We start from the raw sequence: 24,056 nt of genomic DNA, 5'->3' as shown, positions 1-24,056 counted from the left end.
CCCGGGGCCGCGGCTCAGCGCCGCTCGACGGAGACGCGGTAGACGGTGGTGCCGTGGGCCGGGACGGTCGCGGCGATGGCGCCCGTGGTGGCGGAGTCGCGGTGCTGCCACAGGTCGCGCAGCCGGTAGCGGTCCGCCTGCGGGAGGCCCGCGTCCCGGGCGGTGGTGGTGATCGTCTGCTCCTGGTCGGTCTCGTTGAAGAGCGCCACGGCGCGGTCACCGTTCGCCAGTTCCTTGACGAGCGTCCAGCGGCCGGACTCGGACTTCAGCACGGTGGCCTGCTTGCCCAGCGCATCCTGATCGAGGGCGATGACGTCCTTGTTGTCCAGGATCGTGAACGTCTCCGGTGTCGCCTTGCGCAGATCGGAGCCGATCAGCAGCGGGGCGGACATCATCGACCAGAGGGAGAAGTGGCTGCGGTATTCGGTGTCGGTCATGCCTCCGTTGCCGACCTCCAGCATGTCGGGATCGTTCCAGTGGCCGGGGCCGGCCGAGGCGGCCAGCGGCAGGTTCTGCTTCAGGATGTCGAGCATGCTCGACCAGCTGTCGCTGATGTCGCCGGTCGTCCGCCACAGATGTCCTACGTCCGCCGCCCACTCCCAGGGCTTGTTCTCGCCCCACTCGCAGATGCTGTAGACGACGGGCCGGCCGGTGGCCTCGAGCGCGTCCCGCATCGTGCGGTAGCGCTCCTTGGCGTCCACGCCCTGGTTGTTGCAGTTGTCGTACTTGAGGTAGTCCACGCCCCAGTCGGCGAACTGCCGGGCATCGGACGCCTCGTGCCCGAGCCCGCCCGGGAACCCGTTCTCGTTGCAGGTCTTGGTGCCCGCGCTCGTATAGATGCCGAACTTCAGGCCCTTGGCGTGGACGTAGTCGGCGACGGCCTTGATGCCGTGGGGGAAGCGCTTCGGGTCCGGCACCAGCTTGCCGTCCGCGTCCCGCGCGGGCAGCGCCCAGCAGTCGTCGAGGTTGACGTAGCGATAGCCGGCGTCCTTGAGGCCCTTGGCGAGGAAGAGGTCGGCGATGCCCTTGACCATCTCCTCGTTGAACTCCGCCCGGCACTGCGTGGAGTTCCAGTTGTTGAATCCCATCGGCGGCGTCTTGGCCAGCCCGTCGGGGAGACGGGGCGCGGGTGTGCCGGCCGCGGCGGGCAAGGCGCTCGGCCCCGCCGTGCACAGCAGCGCGGCGGCCAGCGTTCCGATGATTCTTCCGTGACCCTGCCGGCGGGTGGTGCGGATGCGAACGCGCATGATTCGCGTCCTCCGTCCTCGCGAGAGATGTGGGGAGTTGTGCGAGTGGTTACGGGGTGGTGCGTTGTGGTGTGCGCCGTGACGAGCTCATGGCGAGTCATGTACCCGTCACCGGCGAGTGATTACGGTAGGGCTTGTTGGAGTCTGTTGGAAGAGGGCGGTGGTAAGTGGTGATGATGGGTGCTCCACCCGCCAAAGCCCGTTACTGAGGCGGCTGTTCGGGGTGAGGTGCGGATGGTCGCGTTCGGTTCTGTTTGGTTCCCTCCCGTTCCGCCCCATGAGGGGCGGGACATGGTCCGGCCGACGCGCGGCGCGCGTGCCGCGCAATCGGCCGTCGACCGCGCGATGGGTCGCGGTCATATGCGACAGAGGCCGGTATGCAGGTGGGTGTTTCGGTGCAGGAGGGGCGGGGGAGCGCTTGTTTGCCGGGGGCTTCGCGGCGGGGGATGCACTGACCGGCATCCGTCTTCCCGAGCGTTTCCGTGGCAGGGTGTTGCGGGCAACTCACCTGGGTCTAGGGAAGAGGGGAAACCGTGATCGTCTGGCTGAACGGCACGTTCGGTGCGGGCAAGACCACTGCGGCGCAAGAAGTGCTCGACCTGCTTCCCGGAAGCACGCTCTACGACCCCGAACTCCTCGGCAGCGGACTGCGGTTGATGCTGCCGGCCAAGCGGTTCGAGGAGATCGACGACTATCAGGACCTGCCGTCCTGGCGGCGGATGGTCGTGGACACCGCGGCGGCGCTGCTCACCGAGGTGCCGGGGCCGTTGGTGACGCCGATGACGCTGCTGCGCCAGGAGTACCGCGATGAGATCTTCGGCTCCCTCGCGGCCCGCCGGATTCCCGTACGGCATGTTCTGCTGCATGCGGAGGAAACGATCCTGCGGGAGCGGATAGCCCGGCGTACGGAGCCCCAGGGGGACCCCGAGGCCGATGCGTCCGTGCGCCGGTGGTGTCTGGAGCATCTGGGCCCGTACGCCCGCGCGCTGGAGTGGATCAGCAACGACGCGCATGTCGTCGACACCACCCGGCTCACGCCCCGCCAGACCGCCGAACAGGTCGTCGAGGCCGTCCGTACCGGAGCCGGCGCCTGCGACATCGTGCAGACCCCCGAACCGACCGCGGCGACCCTGGCGGCCGGTGTGCTGCTCTTCGACGACCAGGACCGGGTGCTGCTCGTCGACCCGACCTACAAGCCCGGCTGGGAATTTCCCGGCGGCATCGTGGAACCGGGCGAGGCACCTGCGCACGCCGGAGTGCGCGAGGTCGCCGAGGAGCTGGGCATCCAGTTGTCCCGAGCGCTCCGGCTGCTCGTGCTCGACTGGGAAGCGCCCAAACCGCCCGGCTTCGGCGGTCTGCGGCTGCTCTTCGACGGCGGCACGCTCACCAGCGAGCGGATACGGGACCTGCTGCTGCCCGACGCGGAGCTGCGTGACTGGCGCTTCGTGACCGAGTCCGAGGCCGAGACGATGCTGCCGCCGGTGCGCTGGAACCGGCTGCGGTGGGCGCTGCGCGCCCGCGAACGCGGCTGCCCGCTCCATCTGGAAGCGGGAGTTCCGTTGGGCTGAGAGGCGAGAGGCGGGAGTCGCGGGCCGGGAGTCGCGGGCCGAGGGCGAGGTCTGAGAGCCGAGGACTGCGAGCCGAGCACGGAAGGGCGGGGCGCCGCCGGCACACGGCGCCCCGTCGCCTCAGGCCCGGGTCTCCGCGTACTGCTGCAGGAACAGCGCCTCCGCGAGCGACAGCCGCTCCAGTTCCTGCGGCGAGACGCTCTCGTTGACCGCGTGGATCTGCGCCTCCGGCTCGCTCAGCCCGATGAGCAGGATCTCCGCGTCCGGGTAGAGCCCGGCAAGCGTGTTGCACAGCGGGATCGAGCCGCCCATGCCGGACGTCTGCATCTCCTGGCCGTCGTACGCCTCCCGCAACGCCGCCGCCATCGACGCGTACGCCGGGCTGCTGGTGTCCGCGCGGAAGGGCTGCCCCTGCCCGATCTGCTCCACCGCCACCCGCGCGCCCCACGGGGCGGCACTCTCCAGATGGGCGGCCAGCAGCTTCGTCGCCTCCGCCGCGTCCGTGCCCGGCGGCACCCGCAGGCTCACCAGCGCCCGCGCGCCCGCGTGCACGGACGGGGTGGCGCCGATCACCGGCGGGCAGTCGATGCCGAGCACGGTGACCGCGGGGCGCGCCCAGAGCCGGTCCGCGACGGCGCCGTTGCCGATCAGCTCGACGCCGTCCAGGACCTTGGCGTCCTTGCGGAAGTCCTCCTCCGGGTACTGCAGGCCCTCCCAGGTCCCGTCCGCGGCCAGCCCCTGCACGGTCGTCGAACCGTCCTCGGCCCGCAGCGAGTCCAGGATCCGGATCAGCGCGGCCAGCGCGTCGGGCGCCGCGCCACCGAACAGCCCGGAGTGCAGATTGCCCTCCAGCGCATCGACCTGCACCCGCACCAGCGTCATCCCGCGCAGCGTCGCGGTCACCGTCGGCAGCCCGACTCGGAAGTTCCCGGCGTCACCGATCACGATCGCGTCGGCGGTCAGCAGCTCCGGGTGCGCCTCGGCGTACCGCTCCAGCCCGCCCGTGCCCTGCTCCTCGGAACCCTCCACGATCACCTTGACGTTGACCGGTATGCCGCCGTGCTCCTTCAGCGCGCGCAGCGCCGTCAGATGCATGATCAGGCCGCCCTTGCAGTCGGCGGCGCCGCGCCCGTACCAGCGGCCGTCGCGCTCGGTCAGCTCGAACGGCGGCGAGACCCAGGCGGCCTCGTCCAGCGGCGGCTGCACGTCGTAGTGCGCGTACAGCAGGACGGTCGGCGCACCGGCCGGACCGGGCAGAAAGCCGTAGACGGACTGGGTGCCGTCCGGGGTGTCCAGCAGCGCGACGTCCTGGAACCCGTCCGCCCGCAGCGCATCGACGATCCAGTTGGCGGCCGCCTCGCACTCGCTCTTGGGGAACTGCGCCGGATCGGCGACCGACTTGAAGGCCACCAGCTCGGCGAGTTCGGTGCGGGCGCGGGGCTGCAGCGCGGCGACGGTGTGCGCAAGCGGGCTGCCGGACCTGTCAGACATGGAACGCTCCTTGTGGGCGCGACGTTGTGTACGTAGGCCGTCCGTCCTTGTGAGCCGTACGGGCCGGACGTACGGGGATGAGTGCCCCCGATCTTCCCACAGGCCACTCACGAAACAGCGGCCCGTAGGATGCGGACGGGACGCGCAGCCAGCCATCGAACGGGAGCGAACGCACAGGTGAGCAGCGAGCACGCAGCCGAGGACAACCAGCAGGTGTGGGACGTCGTGGTGGTGGGCGCGGGGCCCGCGGGAGCCTCGGCCGCGCATGCCGCGGCCTGTACGGGACGCCGGGTGCTGCTCCTGGAGAAAGCGGAACTGCCCCGCTACAAAACCTGCGGCGGCGGCATCATCGGCCCCTCGCGTGACTCCCTGCCGCCCGGCTTCGATCTGCCGCTGCGCGACCGGGTGCATGCGGTGACGTTCTCGATGAACGGCAAGATGACCCGCACCCGCCGCTCCAAGCAGATGCTCTTCGGGCTCATCAACCGCCCCGAGTTCGACGCCGGACTGGTCGAGTCCGCGAAGGACGCGGGCGCCCGGGTCCGTACGGGCGTCACGGTCGCGCGGGTGGAACAGCACGGCGCCGAGGTGCCCGACCGCCGGACCGTCGCGGTGGTGCTGGGCGACGGCGAGGTGCTGCTGGCGCGGGCCGTGGTCGGCGCCGACGGCAGCGCGGGCCGGATAGGGGCGCATGTCGGGGTCAAGATGGAGCAGGTCGACCTCGGTCTGGAGTCGGAGATCCCGGTGCCCGAGACGGTCGCCGAGGACTGGGCGGGCCGGGTGCTCATCGACTGGGGCCCGATGCCCGGCAGCTACGGCTGGGTCTTCCCCAAGGGGGACACCCTCACCGTCGGCGTGATCTCCGCGCGCGGCGAGGGAGCGGCGACCAAGCGCTATCTGGAGGACTTCATCGGCCGGCTCGGCCTGGCGGGTTTCGAGCCGAGCATCTCGTCCGGGCATCTGACGCGCTGCCGCGCCGATGACTCGCCGCTGTCCCGCGGCCGGGTGCTGGTGTGCGGCGACGCGGCGGGGCTGCTGGAGCCGTGGACCCGGGAGGGCATCTCCTTCGCGCTGCGTTCGGGCCGGCTCGCGGGGGAGTGGGCGGTACGGGTCTCCGAGGCCCACGACGCGGTCGACGCCCGCCGGCAGGCCCTCAACTACGCCTTCGCCATCAAGGCGGGGCTGGGTGTGGAGATGGGCGTGGGGCGGCGGATGCTCGGTGCCTTCGCGCGGCGTCCGGGCATGTTCCATGCGGCGATCACGGGCTTCCGGCCGGCCTGGAACGCGTTCGCGAAGATCACTCGCGGGACGACGACGCTGGGGGAGCTGGTCCGTTCGCATCCGATGGCGCGGCGGGCGCTGGATGCCTTCGACCGCGCCGAGGCGCGGCGGGGGGAGTGACCGCGGGCGGTCGGTGGGCCGGTTGACCGGTCGGCCGCCGGGCTGATCGGCCGGTTGGCCGGCCGGTGGCCGCCGGTGCGTCACCGGCCGGCCGCCGATTGCCGCCTGCTGCCTGCTGATTGCCGTCCTGCGGTCTGCCGTCCGCCGTCGGCTGCTTCCGTGGCTTTGCCGCTCGTTGTGCGCGCTCAGGATTCGGTGATGCGGAAGACGGGGTGGCGCGGGGCCGCGGCGAGGAGTTCCTCGTCGCTGGAGTCTGCGGTGATCTCCCCGAAGTACGTCTTCACCTCCCAGCCCCAGCGTTGGAGATAGGCGCGCAGCAGCGCCGGGGTCTCGGCGGGCGGCAGCTCGACGGCGGTGAACGGCCGGGTGCGGCGGCCGATGCGCAGTTCGCCGCCGCCCGCCGCGCGCATATTGCGCACCCACTCGGAGTGGCCGCGCGCCGACACGAGATAGCGGCCGTCCTCGTACGTCATCGGGTTGACGGGGACGCGCCGCCATTCGCCGCTCTTCCGGCCGCGGACGGCGAGGTCCGCCGAGCCCGCGAGGCTGATTCCGCGCCGGGCGAGCCAGCCGATGAGGCCGTTGAGACGGACGGTGAAGCGGCGCGGCTTGAGGTAGTGGGACATGGGCGGGCCTCCGGTGACGTCGGTGGCGCGGGAAGTCCGGCTGGTCGGCGGGCCTGTTGCCCGGTGTCCGCCGCCTGCCGTGCCGTGAGCGCCACTCTAATTCGAGAGCAGTGCTCTCGCTTATGAGCAGTGTGCATGAGGGTGCCGCCCGCATGCAAGAGCACTGCTCTCTTTTTCCTGCACCGCTCTCGCATGCGATCAATGCTCTGTCCTTGGTGCACCGCTCCGCAACGTGCCAGACTGCCCCCATGACTGCGATCCGAGGGGCCAGGGAACGGGCCCGTAGCGAAATCACCGCGGCCATCAAGGACGAGGCCCGCAGACAGCTCGCCGTCGATGGCGCGGCCAAGCTCTCGCTGCGCGCCGTGGCCCGCGAACTGGGCATGGTCTCCTCGGCGCTCTACCGCTACTTCCCCAGCCGCGACGACCTGCTGACCGCGCTGATCGTCGACGCCTACAACGCCGTCGGCGAGGCCGCGGAAGCCGCCCGCGACGCCCTCACCGGGAGCGATGCCAAGCGCCCCGTCGCCCGCTGGAGCGCCGTCTGCACCGCCGTACGCACCTGGGCGCTGGCCCATCCGCACGAGTACGCGCTGATCTACGGCTCACCGGTGCCCGGCTACACCGCCCCCCGCACCACCGCCGAACCCGCCGCCCGGGTCGGCCTCGCGCTGATCGGTGTGGTCCGCGAGGCACACGTCGCGGGCGCGCTGAAGGAGCCCGCCGAGCCGCTGCCCGACGCGGTGGTGGGCGATGCGCTGGCCCTCGGCGCCGAGCTGGGCATCGAGCTGCCGGGCACGGTGCTGGCGCGGCTCGTCGGCGCCTGGGCCCAGCTGTTCGGGCTGGTGAGCTTCGAGGTCTTCGGCCAGTTCAACCGGGTGATCGAGGCCCGCGCCGAATTCTTCGAGCAGTCCGTCCTCCAGCTGGCCCGCAGCGTCGGCCTGACCACCCCGCGCTAGCCACTGCCCCCAGCCGGTACTCCCCAGGGAGTACGGCCGGTCACTGCGCCGGGCGGACGCCCCCGGGCCGGGGCGCGGTCTAGCGTTACGGGCATGGAGAATGCACGGCCGCCGTGGGTGCGGCGCTGCTTCGGGCCGGTGTGGGAGCGGTGGTCGCCGGTGCGCGCGGAACCGAAGAGCTGGGCGGGCGCCCGGCTGCCGTGGGTCTCGACGGTCGCGGTGACGGTCTTCGTCACGGTCGGCTCCGGCTTCGCGGCGCACAATCAGCCCGAGCGCGCCCCGCTCGATGCGTTCGCACGGGCGCTGCTGATCTGCGGCGGCGCCCTGCTGCTCTTCCGGCACCGGTATCCGCGGACGGTCGCCCTCGGCACCGCCGCCTCAGCCGCGGTCTACTTCGCCGCCGGATACCCGTACGGACCGGTCTTCCTCACCATCGCGCTGGGCGCCTTCGCGGCGATCCTCGCCGGGCACCGCGTCGTTGCCTGGTGCGCGCTCGGCGGCCTCTGGGCGAGTCATCTCCTCGTCGGCCACTGGCTCTACCGGTGGCTGCCGCCGCATGACGGGCCCGCCCCGTGGGGGGACGAACTGTTCGTCGCCGTCCTGATGGTGGCGGTGGTGGCCGTGTCGGAGCTGGTGCGGGTGCGCCGCGAACAGCTGGCCCGGGTGCGCGCCGAGCGGGCCGCCGCCGAGCGGCGCAGGGCCGACGAGGAACGGCTGCGGATCGCCCGCGAGCTGCATGACGTCCTCGCGCACAGCATCTCCGTCATCAACGTCCAGGCGGGCGTGGGCCTGGCGCTGCTGGACAGCGACCCCGAGCAGGCGCGGACGGCGCTGACCACCATCAAGACCGCGAGCAAGGAAGCCCTCGGCGAGGTGCGGCAGGTCCTGGACACCCTGCGCACCCGCGGCGACGCCCCGCGCTCCCCGGCCCCGGGCCTGGAGCGGCTGCCCGAACTCACCGAACAGGCCAGGAGCGCGGGGCTCGCCGTGGACGTCACCACCGAGGGCACCCGCGCCGCGCTGCCGCCGGGCACCGATCTCGCCGCCTTCCGCATCGTCCAGGAGGCGCTCACCAACATCGTCCGCCACTCCGGCTCGCGCACCGCCCGGGTCCTGCTCCGGTACCCGCCCGGCGCGCTGGAGATCCAGGTCGACGACGACGGCCCGGCGACCTCCGCCGCGGCGGAGCCGGCCGGCGGCGGCAACGGCCTGGTCGGGATGCGGGAGCGGGCCGCGGCCCTCGGCGGCACGGTCGAGGCGGGCCCCCGCCGGGACGGCGGCTTCCGGGTCCGGGCCCGTATTCCGCTGGCCGGGCCGGCGGACCCGGCGGCCGGTACGGGTACGGTGACCCCGGCCGCCACCGAGGAAGAGTCGTGATCCGGGTACTGCTCGCCGACGATCAACTGCTGGTCCGGGCCGGTTTCAAGGCCCTGCTGGACGCCCAGCCCGACATCGAGGTGGTCGCCGAGGCGTCCGACGGGCAGGAGGCGCTGGCCGCGGTCCGCGAAGGGCGCCCGGACATCGTGCTGATGGACATCCGGATGCCCGTACTGGACGGCCTGATGGCCACCCGTCAGATCACCGAGGACCCGCGGTTGTCCGGCGTCAAGGTCGTCATGCTGACCACCTTCGAGCTGGACGAGTACGTCTTCGAGGCGATCCGATCCGGCGCTTCGGGCTTTCTCGTCAAGGACACCGAACCGCAGGAGCTGTTGCGGGCCGTGCGCGCGGTCGTCGACGGCGACGCGCTGCTCTCGCCCGGCGTCACCCGCCGACTCATCGCCGAATTCGCGGCCCGCTCCAAGGAACCGGCCGCGGCCGATGCGCTGTCGGGGCTGACCGAGCGGGAGCGGGAGGTGATGGCGCTGGTGGGCATCGGTCTGTCCAACGAGGAGATCGCCCGCCGTCTGGTCGTCAGCCCCCTGACCGCCAAGACCCACGTCAGCCGCGCCATGGTGAAGCTGGGTGTCCGGGACCGCGCCCAACTGGTCGTGCTGGCCTATGAGTCGGGGCTGGTGCGCCCCGGCTGGCTGGGCTGAGCGCGCCGCAGCACCCGCACCACCCGAATCGCGAAGAGCGCCGCCCCGGCGACCCCGCTCGCCCTCAGCCACGGGCCTTCCCAGGACCTGGGCAGCGGCGCCCACAGGATCGCGCTGCCCATCGCCAGAAAGCCGATGACGCCGACGAAGATGCCGGTGACCAGCGCGAAGGAGATCTCGACGGTGAGGGTGTCGCGCTCGGCCCGGGTGCGGGTGGGAGACATGTCCCAACTCTGCCAGAGGGGGGCGCACTTCGAGCCGATCGCGTGCGGTGGCAGCGCACGGGCCGGCCGGAGGGAAGCGGGATCGCCCGGACCCCGGGCGTCCGGCCCCCGGCCCCGGCCGGACATGATCACGCCGGACGTGACGTCGCTGGACAAGCTCGCGAACCGGACCGTCAACCGGCCCTGGCGGCAACAGCATCCGGGGATGCTGCCGCAGCCGGTCGGCCTGCTGCCCAAGACGGTCTTCGGGCTCTTCGCCGTCGGCCGTGCGCGCCCCTCGCTCGGGGCGCTCGGGTCCCTCGCCGGGGCGCCTGGTTGCTCCTGGTTGCTCTTAGTTTCCGATGCCGCCGCGCTCCCGCCACAGCGCCGCCAGGGCTTCGTCGCCGGTGAACTTCAGCCCGTCCCACGGCAGGCGGTTCCACAGCGCGAGATAGAGCTCCTCGGCCGGCCCCTCGATCGTGCAGTCCGCCGAGGGCGCCGCCTCCCGCCCCTCGGCCTCGGGAGCCGGTCCGGCCGTACGGACGGTGCGCGGCGGGGCGTCGGTCAGGTGCATCGTCCACTCCGCGTCGGCGGTGTCCGTGGCGCGCACCCGTAGCGTCCTGGGCACGTCCGTGCGCAGGCGGCTGCGGTCCATGGAATGGATACCGGCCAGGAGTTCGTCGATGCCGTCGGCGGCGAAGGCGGACGGGAAGGGGGTGAGGGCGCAGCCCGCGGCCTGCTGGGCGTCCACGCGGTGTATGGAGGTCTCGTGGGCCTGCCGACGCGCCCAGAACGCGAGCGGGGACGGCGCGGGCAGGAAGGTCCAGGTCTCCAGGTCCTGCGGGGCGGTGTGCAGCGCCACGACCAGGCGGTGGTGGCTGTCCCGCAGCCAGGGCACCAGTTCGTCGTCGGTCATGTCCGGGGCCTCGGCGGGACCGCCGGTCCGGTGTGCGACAGGCTGTGTCACATACTCCGTGGCCCAGCGGTGCACCCGCCCGACGTGGGTGACCAGATCGCGCATCCGCCAGTCGGGACACGAGGGAATCGGGGCGTCGGGTCCGGCCTGCTCCGCAGCGTCGGCCAGGAGTCCTCCGTCCAGCCGCAGCGTTTCGACGAACTCAGTGATCTCCATGCCGACGAGTGTGCCACCCGCCTCTGACAACGGCTCCCCGCGGGCCCCCTCGCCCGCCGCCCGCCGCACGGTGGAGGAGCCCCAGCAGCAGCGCGTTCACGAGGGCCGCCACGGCGGTCGCCACCATCAAGTAGCCCTCGGGCGCGCCGGGTTCACCCCAGAGCGCATCCCCCGCGAGCCACAGCGGGAAGACCGTCGGGGCGGTCAGCAGCAGCGCCCAGATGCCGGAGAAGGAGGCATCGGGACGGTGCACGGCCAGCGCGTCGACGACGGCGAAGAGGACGGCGGCGAGCACCAGCGCCAGATAGCCCAGCGAGACGGGGTTGCCGAACGCCAGGCGCCCGAGCCCGCGCAGCCGGTGGGGCCGGCGCGGCTGCGGTGACCGGTCCGGCCGGCCGTGGTCATCGTCCACGTCACTCGCGTACCCGGCCCTCCGCCCGTGAATCACGCCCGCTCGTTGTGGTGCGCCCCGCGCGTCCCGTACGCGATGACCACCGCGGCCGCCGCGAGCAGGGCGACCGTCGTCAGCGCGAGGGGCAGGGAGAACGCCTCGGCCAGGAAGCCGATGACGGGCGGGCCCAGCAGCATGCCGCCGTAGCCGATGGTGGAGGCCACGGCGACCCCGCCCGCGCCTCCGGCCTCGCCGGCGCGGGCGATGGCGATGGGGAAGATGTTGGCGAGCCCGAGGCCGGCGACCGCGAAGCCGAGGCAGGCCGCCCAGGCGCTGGGTGCCAGCGCGCCGAGCAGCATGCCGGCGGTCGCCGTCGTCCCGCCCGCGATCAGCGCGCGAGCCGGTCCGAAGCGCTGCACCACGGCGGTCCCCGACAGCCGCCCGGCGGTCATCGCCAGCGCGAACACCGCATATCCGGCGGCGGCGGGACCGGGCCCGGCGGCCAGGTCCTGGGAGAGGTGCAGCGCGCCCCAGTCGGCCATCGCGCCCTCCCCGTAGGCGGTGCAGAGCGCGATGAGGCCGAAGACGCAGACGAGGCGGCCGGGGCGGCGCGGACCCGTGCGGCGCTCGGCCGCGGGCCGCCGCTCCGCTACGGGTACGGCGGGCGCCGGATGCGCGAGCAGCGAGCGCCCCGCGACGGCCGCCACCAGGAGGCCGATCAGGGCGAGCAGCAGCAGATGCACGGTGGGGGACAGGCCACCGGCGATCAGTCCGCCGAGTCCCGCGCCGAGCATGCCGCCCAGGCTGAAGGCGGCATGGAAGCCGGGCATGACGGGCCGCCGCAGGGCGCCAATCAATTCGACGGCGGCGCTGTTCATGGCGACGTTGAGCGAGCCGTACGCGGCACCGAAGACCAGCAGGACCAGGCCCAGTGCGGTCGCCGAGTGGGTGAGCGGCGGCAGGACGATGCTCAGCGCCATCGCGGCGCCGGAGGCGGCCGTGACGGCATGGCTGCCGAACCGGCGGCACAGCCGTCCGGTGATCATCATGAAGGCGACGGCGCCTGCCGACACGCCGAGCAGGGCGAGTCCGAGGGCGCCCGTGCCGGCGCCGGTGTGCGCCTTGATCGCGGGGATGCGCACGACCCAGCCGGCGAAGAGGAAGCCGTCCATGGCGAAGAATGCGGTGAGCGCCAGGCGGAGCCGGGCCAGTCGGGGGTCGGTGGGCGGGACGGGTGTGGAGCGCGTCTTACGGGTCACGGTCCCCGAAAGGGCCGTCCGTATTTTGTTTAGCGTCGGCACAAAGCCAGAATAGAGGCGTGACCCAGACTCGGACAACCAGGTTGGAGCGGGGCCGTGGCGCCCTCGGACCCGCACTGGAGCTCGTACACACCGGCCGCGCGCCCACCCGCGCCGTGCTGACCTCGGAACTCGGCGTGACCCGCGCGACCGCGGGCGCGGTGGCCGCCGAGCTCGAGGCGCTCGGCCTGATCACCGTCGACTCCCGGCCGACCGCCTCCGCGGGCTCCCAAGGGCGCCCCTCCCACCGGCTGTTCGTCGACGAACGCGGCCCCGTCGTGCTCGCCGCCCAGATCCACGCCGACGGTTTCCGCGTCGCCCTGGTCGGCCTCGGCGGCCGCATCGTGGCGACCGCCGCCGGCTGCGGCACCATCCCCGCCGACCCGGCCCATGTCCTCGCCGAGGCCGTCGCAACCGGCTCCGCCCTGCTGCGCGAGTCCGGCCGCCGCTGCCTGGGCGCCGGCCTCGCGGTGCCCTCCGCCGTCGCGGAACCGGACGGCGAGGCCCTCAACCCGCTGCACCTCGCCTGGCCCGTGGGCGCCCCCGTGCGCGCGCTGTTCCGCCGCGCGCTCGCCGACGCCGGCATCCCCGGAGTCACCGAAGCCGTCGGCTTCACCGGCAACGATGTCAACCTCGGGGCACTCGCCGAACACCGGCACGGCGCCGGCCGGGGCGCCCGCGACCTGCTCTGCGTCGCCTCCGGCCACCGGGGCGTCGGCGGCGCCCTGGTGCTCGACGGCCGTCTCCACAGCGGCAGTTCGGGCCTCGCCCTGGAGGTCGGCCATCTGACCGTCAACCCCGACGGCGCGCCCTGTCACTGCGGCAGCCGCGGCTGCCTGGACATCGAGGCGGACCCGCTCGCCTTCCTCGCCGCCGCGGGCCGCCGCCCCGGCCCCGAGGGCTCCCTCCTCCAGCAGGCCGCCGACCTCCTGCGCAACGAGGGCGCCGACCCGGGCGTCCGCGCCGCGTCCGACCTCCTCATCGACCGCCTCGGCCTCGGCATCGCCGGACTCGTCAACATCCTCAACCCCGACCGCGTCATCCTCGGCGGCCTGCACCGCGCCCTCCTGGAGGCCGACCCGGAGCGGTTGCGGGCGGTGGTCGCCGACCGCAGCCTGTGGGGCCGCAGCGGCAGCGTGCCGATCCTGCCGTGCAGCCTCGACCACAACAGCCTCGTCGGTGCGGCGGAGCTGGCCTGGCAGCCGGTGCTGGACGACCCCTTGGTGGCCGTCGGGCGGTAGGGCGCTTCTGACGGATCTCCGCGGCGTCCACGGAGATCCGTCAGAAGCGCCCCGGGGCACATCCGCCCTCGGACCGGCCGTGATCCGCCGGACGGGCCGCACGGCCCGTCCTCGGGGGGCACCGCCTAGGCTGCCGCCATGGTTCCCGAAGCGCTCGCCCGCAGCCCGTACGTCAGCCTGGTCACCCACCGCAAGAACGGCACCCCGGTGGCCACTCCCGTATGGGCGGTGGCCGACGGGGCCGAACTCCTGGTGTGGACGCGCGACGACAGCTGGAAGGTGAAGCGGCTGCGCAACGATCCCCGGGTGACCGTCACCCCGTGCGATGTGCGCGGCCGCCTCACCGAGGGCGCGCCGGCCGCGGAGGGCACCGCCCGGCTCATGGAAGGCGCCGGGGAACTCCTGCGGGTGCGCAAGGCGATGGCCGGCAAATACGGCCTGCGGTTCCGGTTGATGGACACCGGTGGCGCGCTGCTCCGCCGGGGCAAGCGGCCGCATGTGGGCATCGCCGTCACCCTGCGGACGGCGGGGCCGGCGTAGGCGCCCACCGGGCCGCGAAGGCCCGCGCCGGATTCTCCGTCAGGAACCGCGTCACCAGGTCTTCTCCCAGGGCGAGTGCGAGCCGTGCCCGGTGGCGGCGCAGCAGATGCGGCATACCGGGGCCACCGTTCACGGACCGGGCACCGGCCGTCGTGGTGTCGCCGCCGAGCACGATCCGGTCACCGAAGCCCGCATCGACGAGCGCGGCCAGGGCTTCGGGCAGCCGCCAGTCCGTCGCGTGATGCGCCCGTGAGGGGCCGTCGAAGGCCAGATAGGCCCCGGCCTCGGCGGCCGTCCGGTGCCCGACGAGGTCCGGCGCGCGGTTGAGATGGCCGAGGACCACCCGGTCCGGCGCGACCCCCAACTCGCCGCAGAGCAGATCGAGTACGTCCAGCGCGCCGGTTCCCTGCTCCAGGTGGACGCCGATGGCCGCCCCGGTGGCGCGCTGGGCCTCGGCGGCCGCGGCCATGGTGTACCGGGCGTGCCGGTCCAGGCCGTGGTAGCTCCCGGCGACCTTGATCATCCCGGCGCGCACCCCCGTCCCGCCGATCCCCTCGGTCAGCTCCGCGACGAACACCCCGGCGAGATCGGCCCGGACCCGCTCCAGCACCTCGGGCGCGTAGTGCACCGCCTGGTGCAGCCCCGTGGCGGCGACGATTTGCACCCCCGACTCCCGTGCCAGCCGCGGCAGTTCGGCGGCGCCCCGGCCCATGCCGTACGGCGTCCACTGGATCACCGACGCGCCGCCGGCCGCACGGAAGGCGGCCAACTCGGCCGCGGCGGCCGCGGCGTCGGTCAGGTCCTGGCCCGCCAGCTGCGGGCTGCGCAGGAAGAGGTGGTCGTGGGCGTCGCAGACGCCGAGTTCGGCGGGGGAGAGGTCGCCGAGGACGGTACGGATGACGGGACCGGTCGGCCGGCCCGCCGCGGCCGAGCTCACCACTGCCGCCCCGCGCCCAGCAGGCCGGCACCCGGCGCGGACAGGTGCAGCACCTGATAGCGGTCGCCCGCGCTCCGGGGGACGGCGTCCGTCCAGAGGGTGAAGTGGACCAGTTCCCAGCGGCGGGGGTCGAGCGCCAGCGCGGTGGCGTGCACGCCCTCGGTGGCGGCCAGCTCCTCGTGCCGGGCCACGGCGTCCGCGATGACGGGGGCCGGATCCGCGCCCTCGGGGACGGATTCGGTGCGTCGCGAGAAGGCGCCCGGCCGGTGGCCTGCGGCCGGGCCGGGACGGTGGAAGAGCCCCTGCCAGTGCCGGACGGCCGGCCGCCCGAAGTCGCGGATCACCCCGCGGAATCCGTCGCCCAGGAGGAAGCCGTTCATGGCCTCCGCATCCGCCCAGAGGTAGAACGGCGCGTACTGGTTGACCGGCGAGCCGTCGACCCCGCGCTCGCGGATGCCGTACGCCTTGAGGCCGAGCCCCGGGAGGTCGTCCAGGAGGTGGCCCTTGGACTCCACGCGGCGCCGGATGATCCGCATGTCGTAGTCGGCGGGAAGGGTGATCGCGTACTGCATCGCCTGCATGGCGGGCATGGTGGCTCCGTAGGGGAGGGACGGGGGCGGCTTCCGGTGGGACGGCTTCCGGTGGGGCGCTACACGCCCGGGTACTCCTGCGTGCCGACCAGCTCCGCCCACTCGGTCGTGCTGCCGTCGGCGGCGGCTTCGACGGTGGCCAGATGGGTCATGAAGGTGTCCGGCGCGGCGCCGTGCCAGTGCCGCTCGCCCGGCGCGATCCACACGGTGTCGCCGGCCCGGATCGGCTCGACGGGACCGCCCGCGCGCTGCACCAGACCGGCGCCCTCGGTGACATGCAGGACCTGGCCGTGCGGATGGGCGTGCCAGGCGGTGTGGGCGCCGGGCGCGAAGTGGACGCTGAACATCCGCAGGCGGGAGGGCGCGGGCGGGACGGCGATCTCGTCGAGCCAGACGCTGCCGGTGAAATGCTCGGCGGGGCCCCGCTGACTGGCGGGGCGCTGTCGGGTGATCTCCATGGGGCCTGAACTCCTAGTGGTGGGTGGTGGTGTGCGTACCGGAGGGGACCTGCGCCGCGAGCAGCGACAGCACGCCGCGTACGGCCGCGTCGAACGGCGCGGCGTCGTCGGCCGCCCGCGCCAGGACGTATCCGCCCTGGACGACGGCCGCCACGGCCGCCGCGGTGGCCGCCGGGTCCAGGCCCGCGGCCAGCTCGCCGCGCTCCTGCCCCTCGGCGAGGACTTCGGCGATACGGCCCTGGAGCCAGCCGAACATCTCGTCCAGCGGCCGTCGCAGCTCCGGGTCCTGCACCACGTCGCGGTCCTGCGTCATCCGCCCGATGGGGCAGCCGCGCAGTACCCGCCGCTCGCGCAACAGGTAGGCCGCGACCCGGTCGTACGCCGTACCGGGCACCGACAGGCACGCTTCGGCGGTCTCCACCATGCCCTCCGCGGTGCGCCGGACCGCCGCCAGGGCGAGATCGGACTTGCCCGTGAAGTGGTGATACATGCTGCCCTGGCCGACGCCCGCGCGGTCCAGGATCGCCTTGGGGCTGGTGCCGACGTAGCCGCGCTCCCACAGGAGCTCCTGGGTACTGCGGACCAGGCGTTCCCGGGTGCCGGGCCGTGCTTCCTGGTTGCCGGAAGGCCGTTCCTGAGTGCTGCTCATGATCGAACTGTACATACCAGTAGTTACAATTTTCAAGGCTGCTGATCGAACGGCCGTCGAGAAGTCACCGAGCGGGCCCCGGACGGACCTCGTGCGGGGCCCGCGAACGGACCCCGGGCAGCGACCTCGAATGGCCCCGGGCGACAGGCGGGAGCAGCCCCGCCCGCCCCGCCTGCTCCCCCCGTCGTATGCGCGGAGCCGCTGCCGGTACGACGACTCGCGGCGCCCGGCGGACGAGTCTCGGAGGAGACAACGAGAACCCCTTCCACCGAGGAGCTGACCCTTATGTTCGAGCTGGCGAACCCCTGGTCCGGAGGCGGCCCCGGCCCCTGGATCCTCTTCGTTCCGGTCCTCTGGGCGCTGGCCGTCCTCGGCGTGGTGACCCTGCTGCGCCGCACCGTATGGCGGCACGGCGGACCGGGCCGGCGGTTGGGCGGTCCGCAGGCCGCCGCCCGTGGCGACGCGCCCACGCCCCTCGTCGTACTCGGCCGTCGCTTTGCCGCCGGCGAGATCGACGAGGAGGAGTACTGGCGACGGCTGTCCGTCCTGGAGGAGCACTTCGGCACCGGGTCCAAGGGCGGCGCGGCATGACCGCCGCCGCCCCCACCGCACCCGCCGCCGCCCGCGTCATCGACGCGGTCAAGATCTACGGATCCGGCGATGCGCGGGTGCGGGCCCTGGACGGGGTGAGCGTCGACTTCCCGGCCGGCCGCTTCACCGCGATCATGGGCCCCTCCGGTTCCGGCAAATCCACGCTGATGCACATCGCGGCCGGCCTGGACAGCCTCACGTCCGGCTCGGCCCTCGTCGCCGGCACCGATCTGACCACCCTCGACGACCGCCGGCTGACCCGGCTGCGCCGGGACCGCATCGGCTTCGTCTTCCAGGCCTTCAACCTGCTGCCCACGCTCACCGTTGCCGAGAACATCACCCTCCCGCTGGACCTCGCCGGCAAGAAGGCCGACCCCGAGTGGATCGACGCGCTCGTCGACGTGGTGGGTCTCGGGGACCGGCTGCGCCACCGGCCGGTCGAACTCTCGGGCGGCCAGCAGCAGCGGGTGGCGGTGGCGCGTGCGCTCGCGGGCCGCCCCGAGGTGGTCTTCGCGGAGGAGCCGACCGGCAACCTGGACTCCCGCTCCGGCGAGGAGGTGCTCGGGCTGCTGGGCCGGGCCGTACGCACCATGGGCCGCACCGTCGTCATGGTCACCCACGACCCGGTGGCCGCCGCGCACGCCGACGAGGTCGTCTTCCTCGCCGACGGGCGGCTGGTGGACCGGATGGCGGAGCCGACCGCCGAGCGGGTGCTGGACCGCATCAAGGCGTTCGACACCAGGGCCCGCGGGTTCGCTACCGCGGCCCACCAGGAGGTGCCGTCATGACCGCGCTGCCCGCCCCGCTCCGCCTCGGCGCCGCCGCCCTCCGCGCCCACCCACGCCGTTTCGCCGGCACCTTCTTCGCCGTACTGCTCGGCGTCGCCTTCCTCGGCGGCACCCTCGTCATGGGCGACACCCTGCGCGGCAGCTTCGACACCATGTTCGGCAACGCCACCGGCGGCACCGCGGCCGTGGTGCGCAGCGCCGATGCCGTCACCGTCCCGGGAGCCGGCCAGGGCACCCGCCGGCCCGTCAGCACCGCGCTGGCCGACGCCGTCGAGAAGGTGCCGGGCGTGGCCGCCGCGGTGCCCGCCATCCAGGGCGAGGGGCAACTGATCGGCAGGAACGGCAAGGTGATCGGCGCGGCACAGGGACCGCCGTCACGCGGCGGCAACTGGATCACCGACCCGCAGCTGAACGCCTATCGGCTCGCCGAGGGGCACGCCCCCAGGGCCCCCGGCCAGGCGGTCATCAACCGCGGCGCGGCCGAGGCCGGGCACCTGCGGATCGGCGACCGCACCGTACTGCGCACGCCCGACCCCGTACGCATCACCATCGTCGGCATCGCCACGTTCGGCGGCGAGGACGGCATGGGGCAGAGCACCTTCACGGCGCTGACGCGGTCCGACGCGGAGAAGTACTTCACCCCGAGGCCGGGCCGGGCCGCGAGCATCCAGGTGCGCGCCGCCCCCGGCGTCTCCCAGCAGCGGCTCGTCGACGCGCTCCGGCCCACCCTGCCCAAGGGCGTGGAAGCCGTCACCGGCGCGCAGTTCACCGACGAGAGCAGCGCGGTCGCCGGTGGCTTCCTGAGCCTGTTCACCACGCTGCTGCTGGTGTTCGCGGGAATCGCGCTGCTGGTCGCGACGTTCTCCATCCACAACACCTTCGCCATCGTCGTCGCCCAGCGCACCCGCGAGAACGCCCTGCTGCGCACCCTCGGCGCCTCCCGCCGGACGATCGTCGGCGCGACCCTGATCGAGGCCGCGGCCGTCGCGCTCGCCGCCTCCGCCGTCGGGCTGCTCGCCGGTATCGGCATCGCGGCCGGACTGCAGGCCCTCTTCCCGGCGATCGGCTTCCCGTTCCCCGGTGGCCCGTTGGTCATCGGCGCCCGATCGCTGGCCCTGCCGGTCGTCGTCGGCGTCGTGGTCTGTTCGGGCTCCGCCCTGCTGCCCGCCCGACGCGCCGGGCGCACCGCCCCGATGGCCGCGCTCCGCGACGCGGCCGTGGACGCCTCGGGCGGCTCCCGCGGGCGCGCCGTGACCGGCGCCGCCCTGGGCGCGGCCGGTACGGCAATCCGCCGGTGCAGACCCGCGCCGAGTACGCCGCCACCGCCGCGAACGGCGTGGACACCTTCCTGACCCTCGTCTACGCCCTGCTCGCGCTGGCCGTGGTGATCGCCCTGCTCGGCATCGCCAACACCCTCACCCTGGCGCTGCACGAACGCACCCGGGAACTGGGCCTGCTGCGGGCCGTCGGCCAGACCCGGCCGCAGCTGCGCGCCATGGTCCGCTGGGAGTCGGTCCTGGTGGCCGGCTTCGGGACGGCCGGTGGGCTGGTCCTCGGCGGGTTCCTGGGCTGGGCGCTGGTACGGGCCGCCGACAGCGCGGGCAGCAGTGTCTTCACGCTGCCGGGCGGGCAGTTGGCGGCGATTGCGCTGACCGGGCTGGCCGCCGGGGCGGTGGCCGGGCTGCGTCCGGCGCGGCGGGCCGCGCGGCTGGACGTGCTGCGGGCGATCGCCGCCGAGTAGCGGCGCCGCCGCGACGACGGCCGCGGCTCAGCCGACCTTCGTGCCCTCGGTCCGGGGGAGGGGGTCGGCCGCCGCGGGGGCGGGCTCCAGAGGGGCCGGGCCCAGCGCGGCCGGGCTCAGCGGTACGGGCTCCCAGTGCGCGGGCGGCGCGGCGGGCTCCTGGACGGCGGTCAGGGCCGGGAGGGTGAACCAGACGACCTTTCCCTGGCCGTCGGTGTCCGGATGCATTCCCCAGCTGTCGCTGAGCGCCGCGATCAGCGACAGGCCGCGGCCGCTGGTCTCCCAGGAGTCGGCGTCGCGGATCCGCGGCAGCCGCGGATCGCGATCGTGCACCGAGACCGTCAACTGATCGAGCAGTGCGTACAGTTCGACCGTGCACTGCTTGCTCGGACGGGCGTGGCGATGGACGTTCGCGAGCAGTTCGCTCACCCCCAGCGCCGCCGGATCTATCAGGGCGTCCAGATGCCAGTAGCGCAATTGCGCCGAGACGATCCTGCGCACATGTCCGATACGGGCCGGAAGGGCCTGGAGCTCCACCGTGCAATGCCTGCTGGGCTGCCTGATCACGACCGCGACTCCCTGATGAGGCCGGGCGCCCCGGCTCCACGGCAGGGGCGAAGATCGGATCCAGCGATGCCGGCCGAACCACAGCGTCACCGCTGGTGAACCCTCAGTGATACGTGTCCAGGGTCGGGCAGCCGGTGCGGTCCCGCAACCGCACCCCGCGGCGGTCCCGGCCGATCAGGTGCGCGGTGAACGCGCCGCCTGCACGGCCTTCAGGAAGCGTTCCGGCGCCCCCAGGGTGAGCGAATAGCGGTGGCCGTTCAGAGTGGCGAGCGCCCGGTCCCGCGCCGCGAACAGCGGTTTATGGGCCTGTACGGCCCCCAGTGGCGCGCTGTCGATCTCCGTGCCGTAGCTGGTCAGCAGCGCCAGCCGGCCGTCGCTGATGACGACCTGTCCGGCGCGGGTCAGGGACCGCAGCCATCGCTCGATCCGTACGCCGGTCGCGTTGAATTCCGGCTCCGCCATGGCCACCACCTCCTCGGTGCATCGGGCAGGTGCCCTTCACCGCCCCTTCAGGGAAGTTTGCCCGCACGGCGCCCCGTACACCAGTGCCCCTGGTCGCCGACGCCCGCAACGACCCGCTCCCAGGCTTGCCTTGGGGTCTCTCAAAGTGATGTTTATGCAGGTGAGAAGCGTGCGGTGGGTGGTTATAGTCGGAAGCGGCCCGGCGTTGTGCGCGGGCTCATGAATCCCCGAGGAGTGCGCCGGTGAGCACCGCCCAGCAGCCGCAGAGCCCGCCGGACCGCGACGCGGCGGTCGCGGCCCCGATGGCGACCGTCGACGTCGACCGCACGGATCCGGACTACCGGGAATGGCTGAAAGAGGCCGTCCGTAAGGTCCAGGCGGACGCCAACCGCACCGCCGACACCCATCTCCTGCGCTTCCCGCTGCCCGAGGACTGGGGCATCGACCTCTACCTCAAGGACGAGTCGACGCACCCCACCGGCAGCCTCAAGCACCGCCTCGCCCGCTCGCTCTTCCTCTACGGCCTGTGCAACGGCTGGATCCGCCCCGGCAAGCCCGTCATCGAGTCCTCCAGCGGCTCCACGGCCGTCTCCGAGGCGTACTTCGCCTCGCTGATCGGGGTGCCGTTCATCGCGGTGATGCCGGCCACCACCAGCCGCGAGAAGACCCGGCTGATCGAGTTCCATGGCGGCAGCTGCCATCTGGTGCAGGACCCGCGGACCGTCTACGAGGTCTCCGCCCGGCTCGCGGCCGAGTCCGGCGGCCACTACATGGACCAGTTCACCTACGCCGAACGGGCCACCGACTGGCGCGGCAACAACAACATCGCCGAGTCGATCTACCAGCAGCTGCGTCTGGAGCGCTACCCCGAACCCGCCTGGATCGTGGCCACGGCCGGCACCGGCGGCACCTCCGCCACCATCGCCCGCTACGTGCACTACATGCAGCACGACACCCGCGTCTGCGTCCCCGACCCGGAGAACTCGTGTTTCTTCGACGGCTGGCGCACCGGCGACGCCACGTCCGACTGCGCCACGGCCTCCCGCATCGAGGGCATCGGCCGGCCCCGGATGGAGCCGAGCTTCGTACCCGGCGCGATCGACCGGATGATGAAGGTCCCGGACGCGGCCAGCATCGCCGCCGTACGCGCCCTGGAGACGGCGATCGGCCGCAAGGCGGGCGGCTCGACCGGCACCGGACTGTGGAGCTCGCTGAAGATCATCTCGGAGATGGTCGCCGAGGGCCGTACGGGATCCGTCGTCACCCTGCTCTGCGACCCCGGCGACCGCTATCTCGACAAGTACTACTCCGACGACTGGCTGGCCGCCCAGGGCCTGGACATCGCCCCGTACGCCCGCACCCTCGAGACCTTCCTCGCGCACGGCACCTGGACGGGCTGAGACCGGGCGGCCGCCCCGACCGCTCCGCGTCGGCTGCGCTGCGCCCTGCAACAGCTGCCGTCCGGGTCCTTTTCCTTGAGTCCTCGACGGTTGTCGCGGGGATGACGGCGGGGAGTGGTGGCTGGGAAGGCCGGCTGCCATGGGAAGGCCGGCTGCCATGGGGATGGCGGACGCCGCGGGAAGTGGCGGATGCCACGGGAAACGGCGGATGCCACGGGAAATGGCGGATGCCACGGGAATACCGCCCCGGCCCCACCGCGTTGTAGGGCCCACAGGGGGCGCTCGCACCCCCTAAGGGATGTGTTCGGCCACTCCCTAGGGCTCGCCCATCGCGGCGAGCCGGCGGTCCAGGGCCCGTACGGATTCCCGGAAGGCGCGCCCCAGACCTGGCCTGGCCAGCGTCATCACCAGCCGGAACGGCGCCGGGCCGTCTGCCGCGAACGTCCACCGCAGCCGGGTCCCGTCGCCCGCCGACGCCAGCCGCCAGTCCTCCAACAGGGCCCGCAGTCCAGGGGCGTTGGTCGTATCGACGCGGTAGGCGTAGTGCGCATCGGGCTCGGCCGCCAGGACCGTCTCGGTGAAGCGGGTGCCGCCCGCGAGCCGCACCTCGCGACCCCTGCCACCCTCCGTGGAGGCCGACTGCGAGACGCCCGTGAACCAGGACGACCAGCCCGCCACGTCGTCCGCCAGCGCGGCGTACACCGCCTTGGGCGGCGCGGCGACCTCCGCGGCGAACACCAGCCGCAGCGGAGCGGACTCGACGAAGTCGAGCTCGACGGGGCGGAGTCGGCGTGCCATGGACGAGCACCCCCTACGGGACGGTCGACGGGCCAGGTTCTCCGGGCCCGGGGCCGCACACCATAGCTGGCGATCCGTCAGATGTCTGCGTCGGCGGCTCGCGCGCCCGCCACCAGCAGCTCCGGCGGCAGCTCCGCGAACTCCGACCGCGCCCCGGCGGACAGGCCGGCATCGGTCACCAGCACATCCACCTCCTCCAGCGACGCGAACGAACTCAGCCCGACCTTGCCCCACTTGGTGTGGTCGGCGACCACCACCACCCGTCGCGCGGACCGTACGAAGTGCCGGTTGGTCTCCGCCTCCGCGAGATTCGGCGTGGACAGGCCCGCCTCCACCGATATGCCGTGCACCCCGAGGAAAAGCACATCGAAGTGCAGCGACCGGATCGCGGCGTCGGCCACCGGCCCGACCAGGGTGTCCGACGGCGTACGCACCCCGCCCGTCAGCACCACCGTCGCCGCCCCCGCGCGAGGCGCCGCCCCGCCGCTCGCCGCCGCCCGCTGGGCGTTGTAGAACACATCGGCCACCCGTACCGAATTCGTCACCACCGTCAGATCCGGCACCTCGAGCAGCTGCTGCGCCAGCGCGAACGCGGTCGTCCCGCCCGCCAGCGCGATCGAACTGCCCGGCGCCGCCATCTCGGCCGCGGCCCTGGCGATGTCCTCCTTGGCGCTCAGCTCCAGCCCCGACTTCGCCTCGAACCCGGGCTCGTGCGCACTCGGCTCACTGACGGGTACCGCGCCGCCGTGCACCTTCTCCACCATGCCCTGCCGGGCCAGCGCGTCCAGATCGCGACGGACCGTCATGTCCGACACGCTGAGCTTGCGGGTGAGCTCGTTGACTCGCACCCCGCCCCGCCGTCTGACCTCATCGAGAATCAGGGCACGCCGCTGCTCCGCGAGGAGATTCTGGTTGTCGCTCACCCCGGCCCGTCCCTTC

24 protein-coding genes and 2 pseudogenes are annotated in these 24,056 nt (G+C 73.2%); 11 read left to right on the top strand and 15 right to left on the bottom strand.

Annotated elements, in window-relative coordinates:
- Nucleotides 1–17: 17 nt before the first annotated feature.
- A pseudogene (locus ACIGWZ_RS18425) lies at nt 18–1,247 on the bottom strand (glycoside hydrolase family 27 protein); the annotation flags it as partial.
- Nucleotides 1,248–1,780: 533 nt separating this feature from the next.
- On the opposite strand from ACIGWZ_RS18425, the gene ACIGWZ_RS18420 reads away from it, so the two are divergent.
- Nucleotides 1,781–2,815, top strand: coding sequence for an NUDIX domain-containing protein (locus ACIGWZ_RS18420; RefSeq protein WP_400065795.1), 1,035 nt, complete (start codon nt 1,781–1,783; stop codon nt 2,813–2,815).
- A 120-nt stretch (nt 2,816–2,935) separates the two neighbouring features.
- Here the strand turns inward: ACIGWZ_RS18420 and ACIGWZ_RS18415 are convergent, their stop codons facing one another.
- Nucleotides 2,936–4,306 (bottom strand): dipeptidase, encoded by a 1,371-nt coding sequence (locus ACIGWZ_RS18415; protein WP_400065793.1) that lies wholly within the window; start codon nt 4,304–4,306, stop codon nt 2,936–2,938.
- 177 nt (nt 4,307–4,483) lie between these two features.
- Between ACIGWZ_RS18415 and ACIGWZ_RS18410 the strand changes: the two genes are divergently transcribed.
- Complete coding sequence (locus ACIGWZ_RS18410) at nt 4,484–5,707, top strand: geranylgeranyl reductase family protein (RefSeq protein ID WP_400065791.1); 1,224 nt, start codon at nt 4,484–4,486, stop codon at nt 5,705–5,707.
- Nucleotides 5,708–5,892: 185 nt separating this feature from the next.
- Here ACIGWZ_RS18410 and ACIGWZ_RS18405 read toward each other — a convergent pair whose 3' ends face one another.
- Nucleotides 5,893–6,333: a nitroreductase family deazaflavin-dependent oxidoreductase gene (locus tag ACIGWZ_RS18405; RefSeq protein WP_400065789.1), complete on the bottom strand. Its 441-nt coding sequence runs from the start codon at nt 6,331–6,333 to the stop codon at nt 5,893–5,895.
- A gap of 248 nt (nt 6,334–6,581) precedes the next feature.
- Here ACIGWZ_RS18405 and ACIGWZ_RS18400 point away from each other — a divergent pair, with 248 nt between their 5' ends.
- From ACIGWZ_RS18400 to ACIGWZ_RS18390, 3 genes are all read left to right on the top strand, one after another.
- Entirely contained in the window at nt 6,582–7,292 is a 711-nt protein-coding gene (locus tag ACIGWZ_RS18400) for a TetR/AcrR family transcriptional regulator (RefSeq protein WP_400065787.1), read from the top strand.
- 93 nt (nt 7,293–7,385) lie between these two features.
- Complete coding sequence (locus ACIGWZ_RS18395) at nt 7,386–8,669, top strand: sensor histidine kinase (RefSeq protein ID WP_400065785.1); 1,284 nt, start codon at nt 7,386–7,388, stop codon at nt 8,667–8,669.
- Nucleotides 8,666–9,331 carry a response regulator gene (locus ACIGWZ_RS18390; RefSeq protein WP_400065783.1) on the top strand — a complete coding sequence of 222 codons (666 nt, stop codon included), beginning with the start codon at nt 8,666–8,668 and terminating at the stop codon, nt 9,329–9,331. The genes ACIGWZ_RS18395 and ACIGWZ_RS18390 overlap by 4 nt, the downstream gene beginning before the upstream one ends.
- Here ACIGWZ_RS18390 and ACIGWZ_RS18385 read toward each other — a convergent pair.
- The 4 genes from ACIGWZ_RS18385 to ACIGWZ_RS18370 form a co-directional block, all read right to left on the bottom strand.
- A complete protein-coding gene (locus ACIGWZ_RS18385; protein ID WP_400065781.1) occupies nt 9,292–9,555 on the bottom strand; it encodes a DUF6332 family protein in 264 nt (87 codons plus the stop codon). The genes ACIGWZ_RS18390 and ACIGWZ_RS18385 overlap by 40 nt on opposite strands.
- 331 nt (nt 9,556–9,886) lie before the next feature.
- Nucleotides 9,887–10,666, bottom strand: coding sequence for a maleylpyruvate isomerase family mycothiol-dependent enzyme (locus tag ACIGWZ_RS18380; protein WP_400065779.1), 780 nt, complete (start codon nt 10,664–10,666; stop codon nt 9,887–9,889).
- Nucleotides 10,653–11,078 (bottom strand): SCO4225 family membrane protein, encoded by a 426-nt coding sequence (locus tag ACIGWZ_RS18375; RefSeq protein ID WP_400065777.1) that lies wholly within the window; start codon nt 11,076–11,078, stop codon nt 10,653–10,655. The genes ACIGWZ_RS18380 and ACIGWZ_RS18375 overlap by 14 nt, the downstream gene beginning before the upstream one ends.
- A gap of 32 nt (nt 11,079–11,110) precedes the next feature.
- The gene (locus ACIGWZ_RS18370) at nt 11,111–12,358 is read right to left on the bottom strand and encodes an MFS transporter (RefSeq protein ID WP_400065775.1); all 1,248 of its coding nucleotides are present in this window, start codon (nt 12,356–12,358) and stop codon (nt 11,111–11,113) included.
- Nucleotides 12,359–12,375: 17 nt separating this feature from the next.
- Here ACIGWZ_RS18370 and ACIGWZ_RS18365 point away from each other — a divergent pair, with 17 nt between their 5' ends.
- Nucleotides 12,376–13,596, top strand: coding sequence for an ROK family protein (locus tag ACIGWZ_RS18365; protein WP_400065773.1), 1,221 nt, complete (start codon nt 12,376–12,378; stop codon nt 13,594–13,596).
- Nucleotides 13,597–13,734: 138 nt separating this feature from the next.
- On the top strand, nt 13,735–14,136 hold the full coding sequence (locus ACIGWZ_RS18360) for a PPOX class F420-dependent oxidoreductase (RefSeq protein WP_400065771.1): 402 nt from the start codon (nt 13,735–13,737) through the stop codon (nt 14,134–14,136).
- On the opposite strand, the gene ACIGWZ_RS18355 is transcribed toward ACIGWZ_RS18360, so the two are convergent.
- The 4 genes from ACIGWZ_RS18355 to ACIGWZ_RS18340 form a co-directional block, all read right to left on the bottom strand.
- A complete protein-coding gene (locus ACIGWZ_RS18355; RefSeq protein WP_400065769.1) occupies nt 14,108–15,073 on the bottom strand; it encodes a phosphotriesterase in 966 nt (321 codons plus the stop codon). The genes ACIGWZ_RS18360 and ACIGWZ_RS18355 overlap by 29 nt on opposite strands.
- Nucleotides 15,070–15,654 (bottom strand): DUF4865 family protein, encoded by a 585-nt coding sequence (locus ACIGWZ_RS18350; protein WP_400066458.1) that lies wholly within the window; start codon nt 15,652–15,654, stop codon nt 15,070–15,072. Before ACIGWZ_RS18350 ends, ACIGWZ_RS18355 begins: the two co-directional genes overlap by 4 nt.
- Nucleotides 15,655–15,722: 68 nt before the next feature.
- Nucleotides 15,723–16,121 (bottom strand): cupin domain-containing protein, encoded by a 399-nt coding sequence (locus ACIGWZ_RS18345; protein WP_400065767.1) that lies wholly within the window; start codon nt 16,119–16,121, stop codon nt 15,723–15,725.
- A gap of 13 nt (nt 16,122–16,134) precedes the next feature.
- Nucleotides 16,135–16,770: a TetR/AcrR family transcriptional regulator gene (locus tag ACIGWZ_RS18340; RefSeq protein WP_400065765.1), complete on the bottom strand. Its 636-nt coding sequence runs from the start codon at nt 16,768–16,770 to the stop codon at nt 16,135–16,137.
- A gap of 285 nt (nt 16,771–17,055) precedes the next feature.
- Here ACIGWZ_RS18340 and ACIGWZ_RS18335 point away from each other — a divergent pair, with 285 nt between their 5' ends.
- The 3 genes and pseudogenes from ACIGWZ_RS18335 to ACIGWZ_RS18325 all read left to right on the top strand — a co-directional run bounded on the left by ACIGWZ_RS18335 (nt 17,056) and on the right by ACIGWZ_RS18325 (nt 19,890).
- Nucleotides 17,056–17,361 carry an SHOCT domain-containing protein gene (locus tag ACIGWZ_RS18335; protein WP_400065763.1) on the top strand — a complete coding sequence of 102 codons (306 nt, stop codon included), beginning with the start codon at nt 17,056–17,058 and terminating at the stop codon, nt 17,359–17,361.
- Complete coding sequence (locus ACIGWZ_RS18330; protein ID WP_400065761.1) at nt 17,358–18,149, top strand: ABC transporter ATP-binding protein; 792 nt, start codon at nt 17,358–17,360, stop codon at nt 18,147–18,149. Before ACIGWZ_RS18335 ends, ACIGWZ_RS18330 begins: the two co-directional genes overlap by 4 nt.
- A pseudogene (locus ACIGWZ_RS18325) lies at nt 18,146–19,890 on the top strand (ABC transporter permease). Before ACIGWZ_RS18330 ends, ACIGWZ_RS18325 begins: the two are co-directional and overlap by 4 nt.
- Nucleotides 19,891–19,917: 27 nt before the next feature.
- On the opposite strand, the gene ACIGWZ_RS18320 reads toward ACIGWZ_RS18325, so the two are convergent.
- A complete protein-coding gene (locus ACIGWZ_RS18320; RefSeq protein WP_400065759.1) occupies nt 19,918–20,457 on the bottom strand; it encodes an ATP-binding protein in 540 nt (179 codons plus the stop codon).
- Nucleotides 20,458–20,631: 174 nt separating this feature from the next.
- Nucleotides 20,632–20,919 carry a hypothetical protein gene (locus ACIGWZ_RS18315; protein WP_400065757.1) on the bottom strand — a complete coding sequence of 96 codons (288 nt, stop codon included), beginning with the start codon at nt 20,917–20,919 and terminating at the stop codon, nt 20,632–20,634.
- A gap of 302 nt (nt 20,920–21,221) precedes the next feature.
- Between ACIGWZ_RS18315 and ACIGWZ_RS18310 the strand changes: the two genes are divergently transcribed.
- A complete protein-coding gene (locus tag ACIGWZ_RS18310; RefSeq protein ID WP_400066456.1) occupies nt 21,222–22,319 on the top strand; it encodes a PLP-dependent cysteine synthase family protein in 1,098 nt (365 codons plus the stop codon).
- 315 nt (nt 22,320–22,634) lie between these two features.
- Here the strand turns inward: ACIGWZ_RS18310 and ACIGWZ_RS18305 are convergent, their stop codons facing one another.
- Nucleotides 22,635–23,117 (bottom strand): SRPBCC family protein, encoded by a 483-nt coding sequence (locus ACIGWZ_RS18305; RefSeq protein ID WP_400065755.1) that lies wholly within the window; start codon nt 23,115–23,117, stop codon nt 22,635–22,637.
- Between the two features lie 77 nt (nt 23,118–23,194).
- Nucleotides 23,195–24,040: a DeoR/GlpR family DNA-binding transcription regulator gene (locus ACIGWZ_RS18300; protein ID WP_400065753.1), complete on the bottom strand. Its 846-nt coding sequence runs from the start codon at nt 24,038–24,040 to the stop codon at nt 23,195–23,197.
- Nucleotides 24,041–24,056: the final 16 nt, after the last annotated feature.

The organism is Streptomyces sp. NPDC053427, assembly GCF_044544985.1.
GTDB lineage: Bacteria > Actinomycetota > Actinomycetes > Streptomycetales > Streptomycetaceae > Streptomyces.
The sequence above is the reverse complement of the archived record's forward strand: the minus strand, read 5'-3'. Positions and strand labels throughout refer to the sequence as shown.

What these genes read in the sequence shown, in the direction of transcription:
- ACIGWZ_RS18415 (WP_400065793.1), bottom strand. Translation starts at nt 4,306, where the DNA reads ATGTCTGACAGGTCCGGCAGCCCGCTTGCGCACACCGTCGCCGCGCTG.
- ACIGWZ_RS18405 (WP_400065789.1), bottom strand. Translation starts at nt 6,333, where the DNA reads ATGTCCCACTACCTCAAGCCGCGCCGCTTCACCGTCCGTCTCAACGGC.
- ACIGWZ_RS18400 (WP_400065787.1), top strand. Translation starts at nt 6,582, where the DNA reads ATGACTGCGATCCGAGGGGCCAGGGAACGGGCCCGTAGCGAAATCACC.
- ACIGWZ_RS18395 (WP_400065785.1), top strand. Translation starts at nt 7,386, where the DNA reads ATGGAGAATGCACGGCCGCCGTGGGTGCGGCGCTGCTTCGGGCCGGTG.
- ACIGWZ_RS18385 (WP_400065781.1), bottom strand. Translation starts at nt 9,555, where the DNA reads ATGTCTCCCACCCGCACCCGGGCCGAGCGCGACACCCTCACCGTCGAG.
- ACIGWZ_RS18380 (WP_400065779.1), bottom strand. Translation starts at nt 10,666, where the DNA reads ATGGAGATCACTGAGTTCGTCGAAACGCTGCGGCTGGACGGAGGACTC.
- ACIGWZ_RS18360 (WP_400065771.1), top strand. Translation starts at nt 13,735, where the DNA reads ATGGTTCCCGAAGCGCTCGCCCGCAGCCCGTACGTCAGCCTGGTCACC.
- ACIGWZ_RS18350 (WP_400066458.1), bottom strand. Translation starts at nt 15,654, where the DNA reads ATGCAGGCGATGCAGTACGCGATCACCCTTCCCGCCGACTACGACATG.
- ACIGWZ_RS18345 (WP_400065767.1), bottom strand. Translation starts at nt 16,121, where the DNA reads ATGGAGATCACCCGACAGCGCCCCGCCAGTCAGCGGGGCCCCGCCGAG.
- ACIGWZ_RS18340 (WP_400065765.1), bottom strand. Translation starts at nt 16,770, where the DNA reads ATGAGCAGCACTCAGGAACGGCCTTCCGGCAACCAGGAAGCACGGCCC.
- ACIGWZ_RS18335 (WP_400065763.1), top strand. Translation starts at nt 17,056, where the DNA reads ATGTTCGAGCTGGCGAACCCCTGGTCCGGAGGCGGCCCCGGCCCCTGG.
- ACIGWZ_RS18330 (WP_400065761.1), top strand. Translation starts at nt 17,358, where the DNA reads ATGACCGCCGCCGCCCCCACCGCACCCGCCGCCGCCCGCGTCATCGAC.
- ACIGWZ_RS18315 (WP_400065757.1), bottom strand. Translation starts at nt 20,919, where the DNA reads ATGGCGGAGCCGGAATTCAACGCGACCGGCGTACGGATCGAGCGATGG.
- ACIGWZ_RS18310 (WP_400066456.1), top strand. Translation starts at nt 21,222, where the DNA reads ATGGCGACCGTCGACGTCGACCGCACGGATCCGGACTACCGGGAATGG.
- ACIGWZ_RS18305 (WP_400065755.1), bottom strand. Translation starts at nt 23,117, where the DNA reads ATGGCACGCCGACTCCGCCCCGTCGAGCTCGACTTCGTCGAGTCCGCT.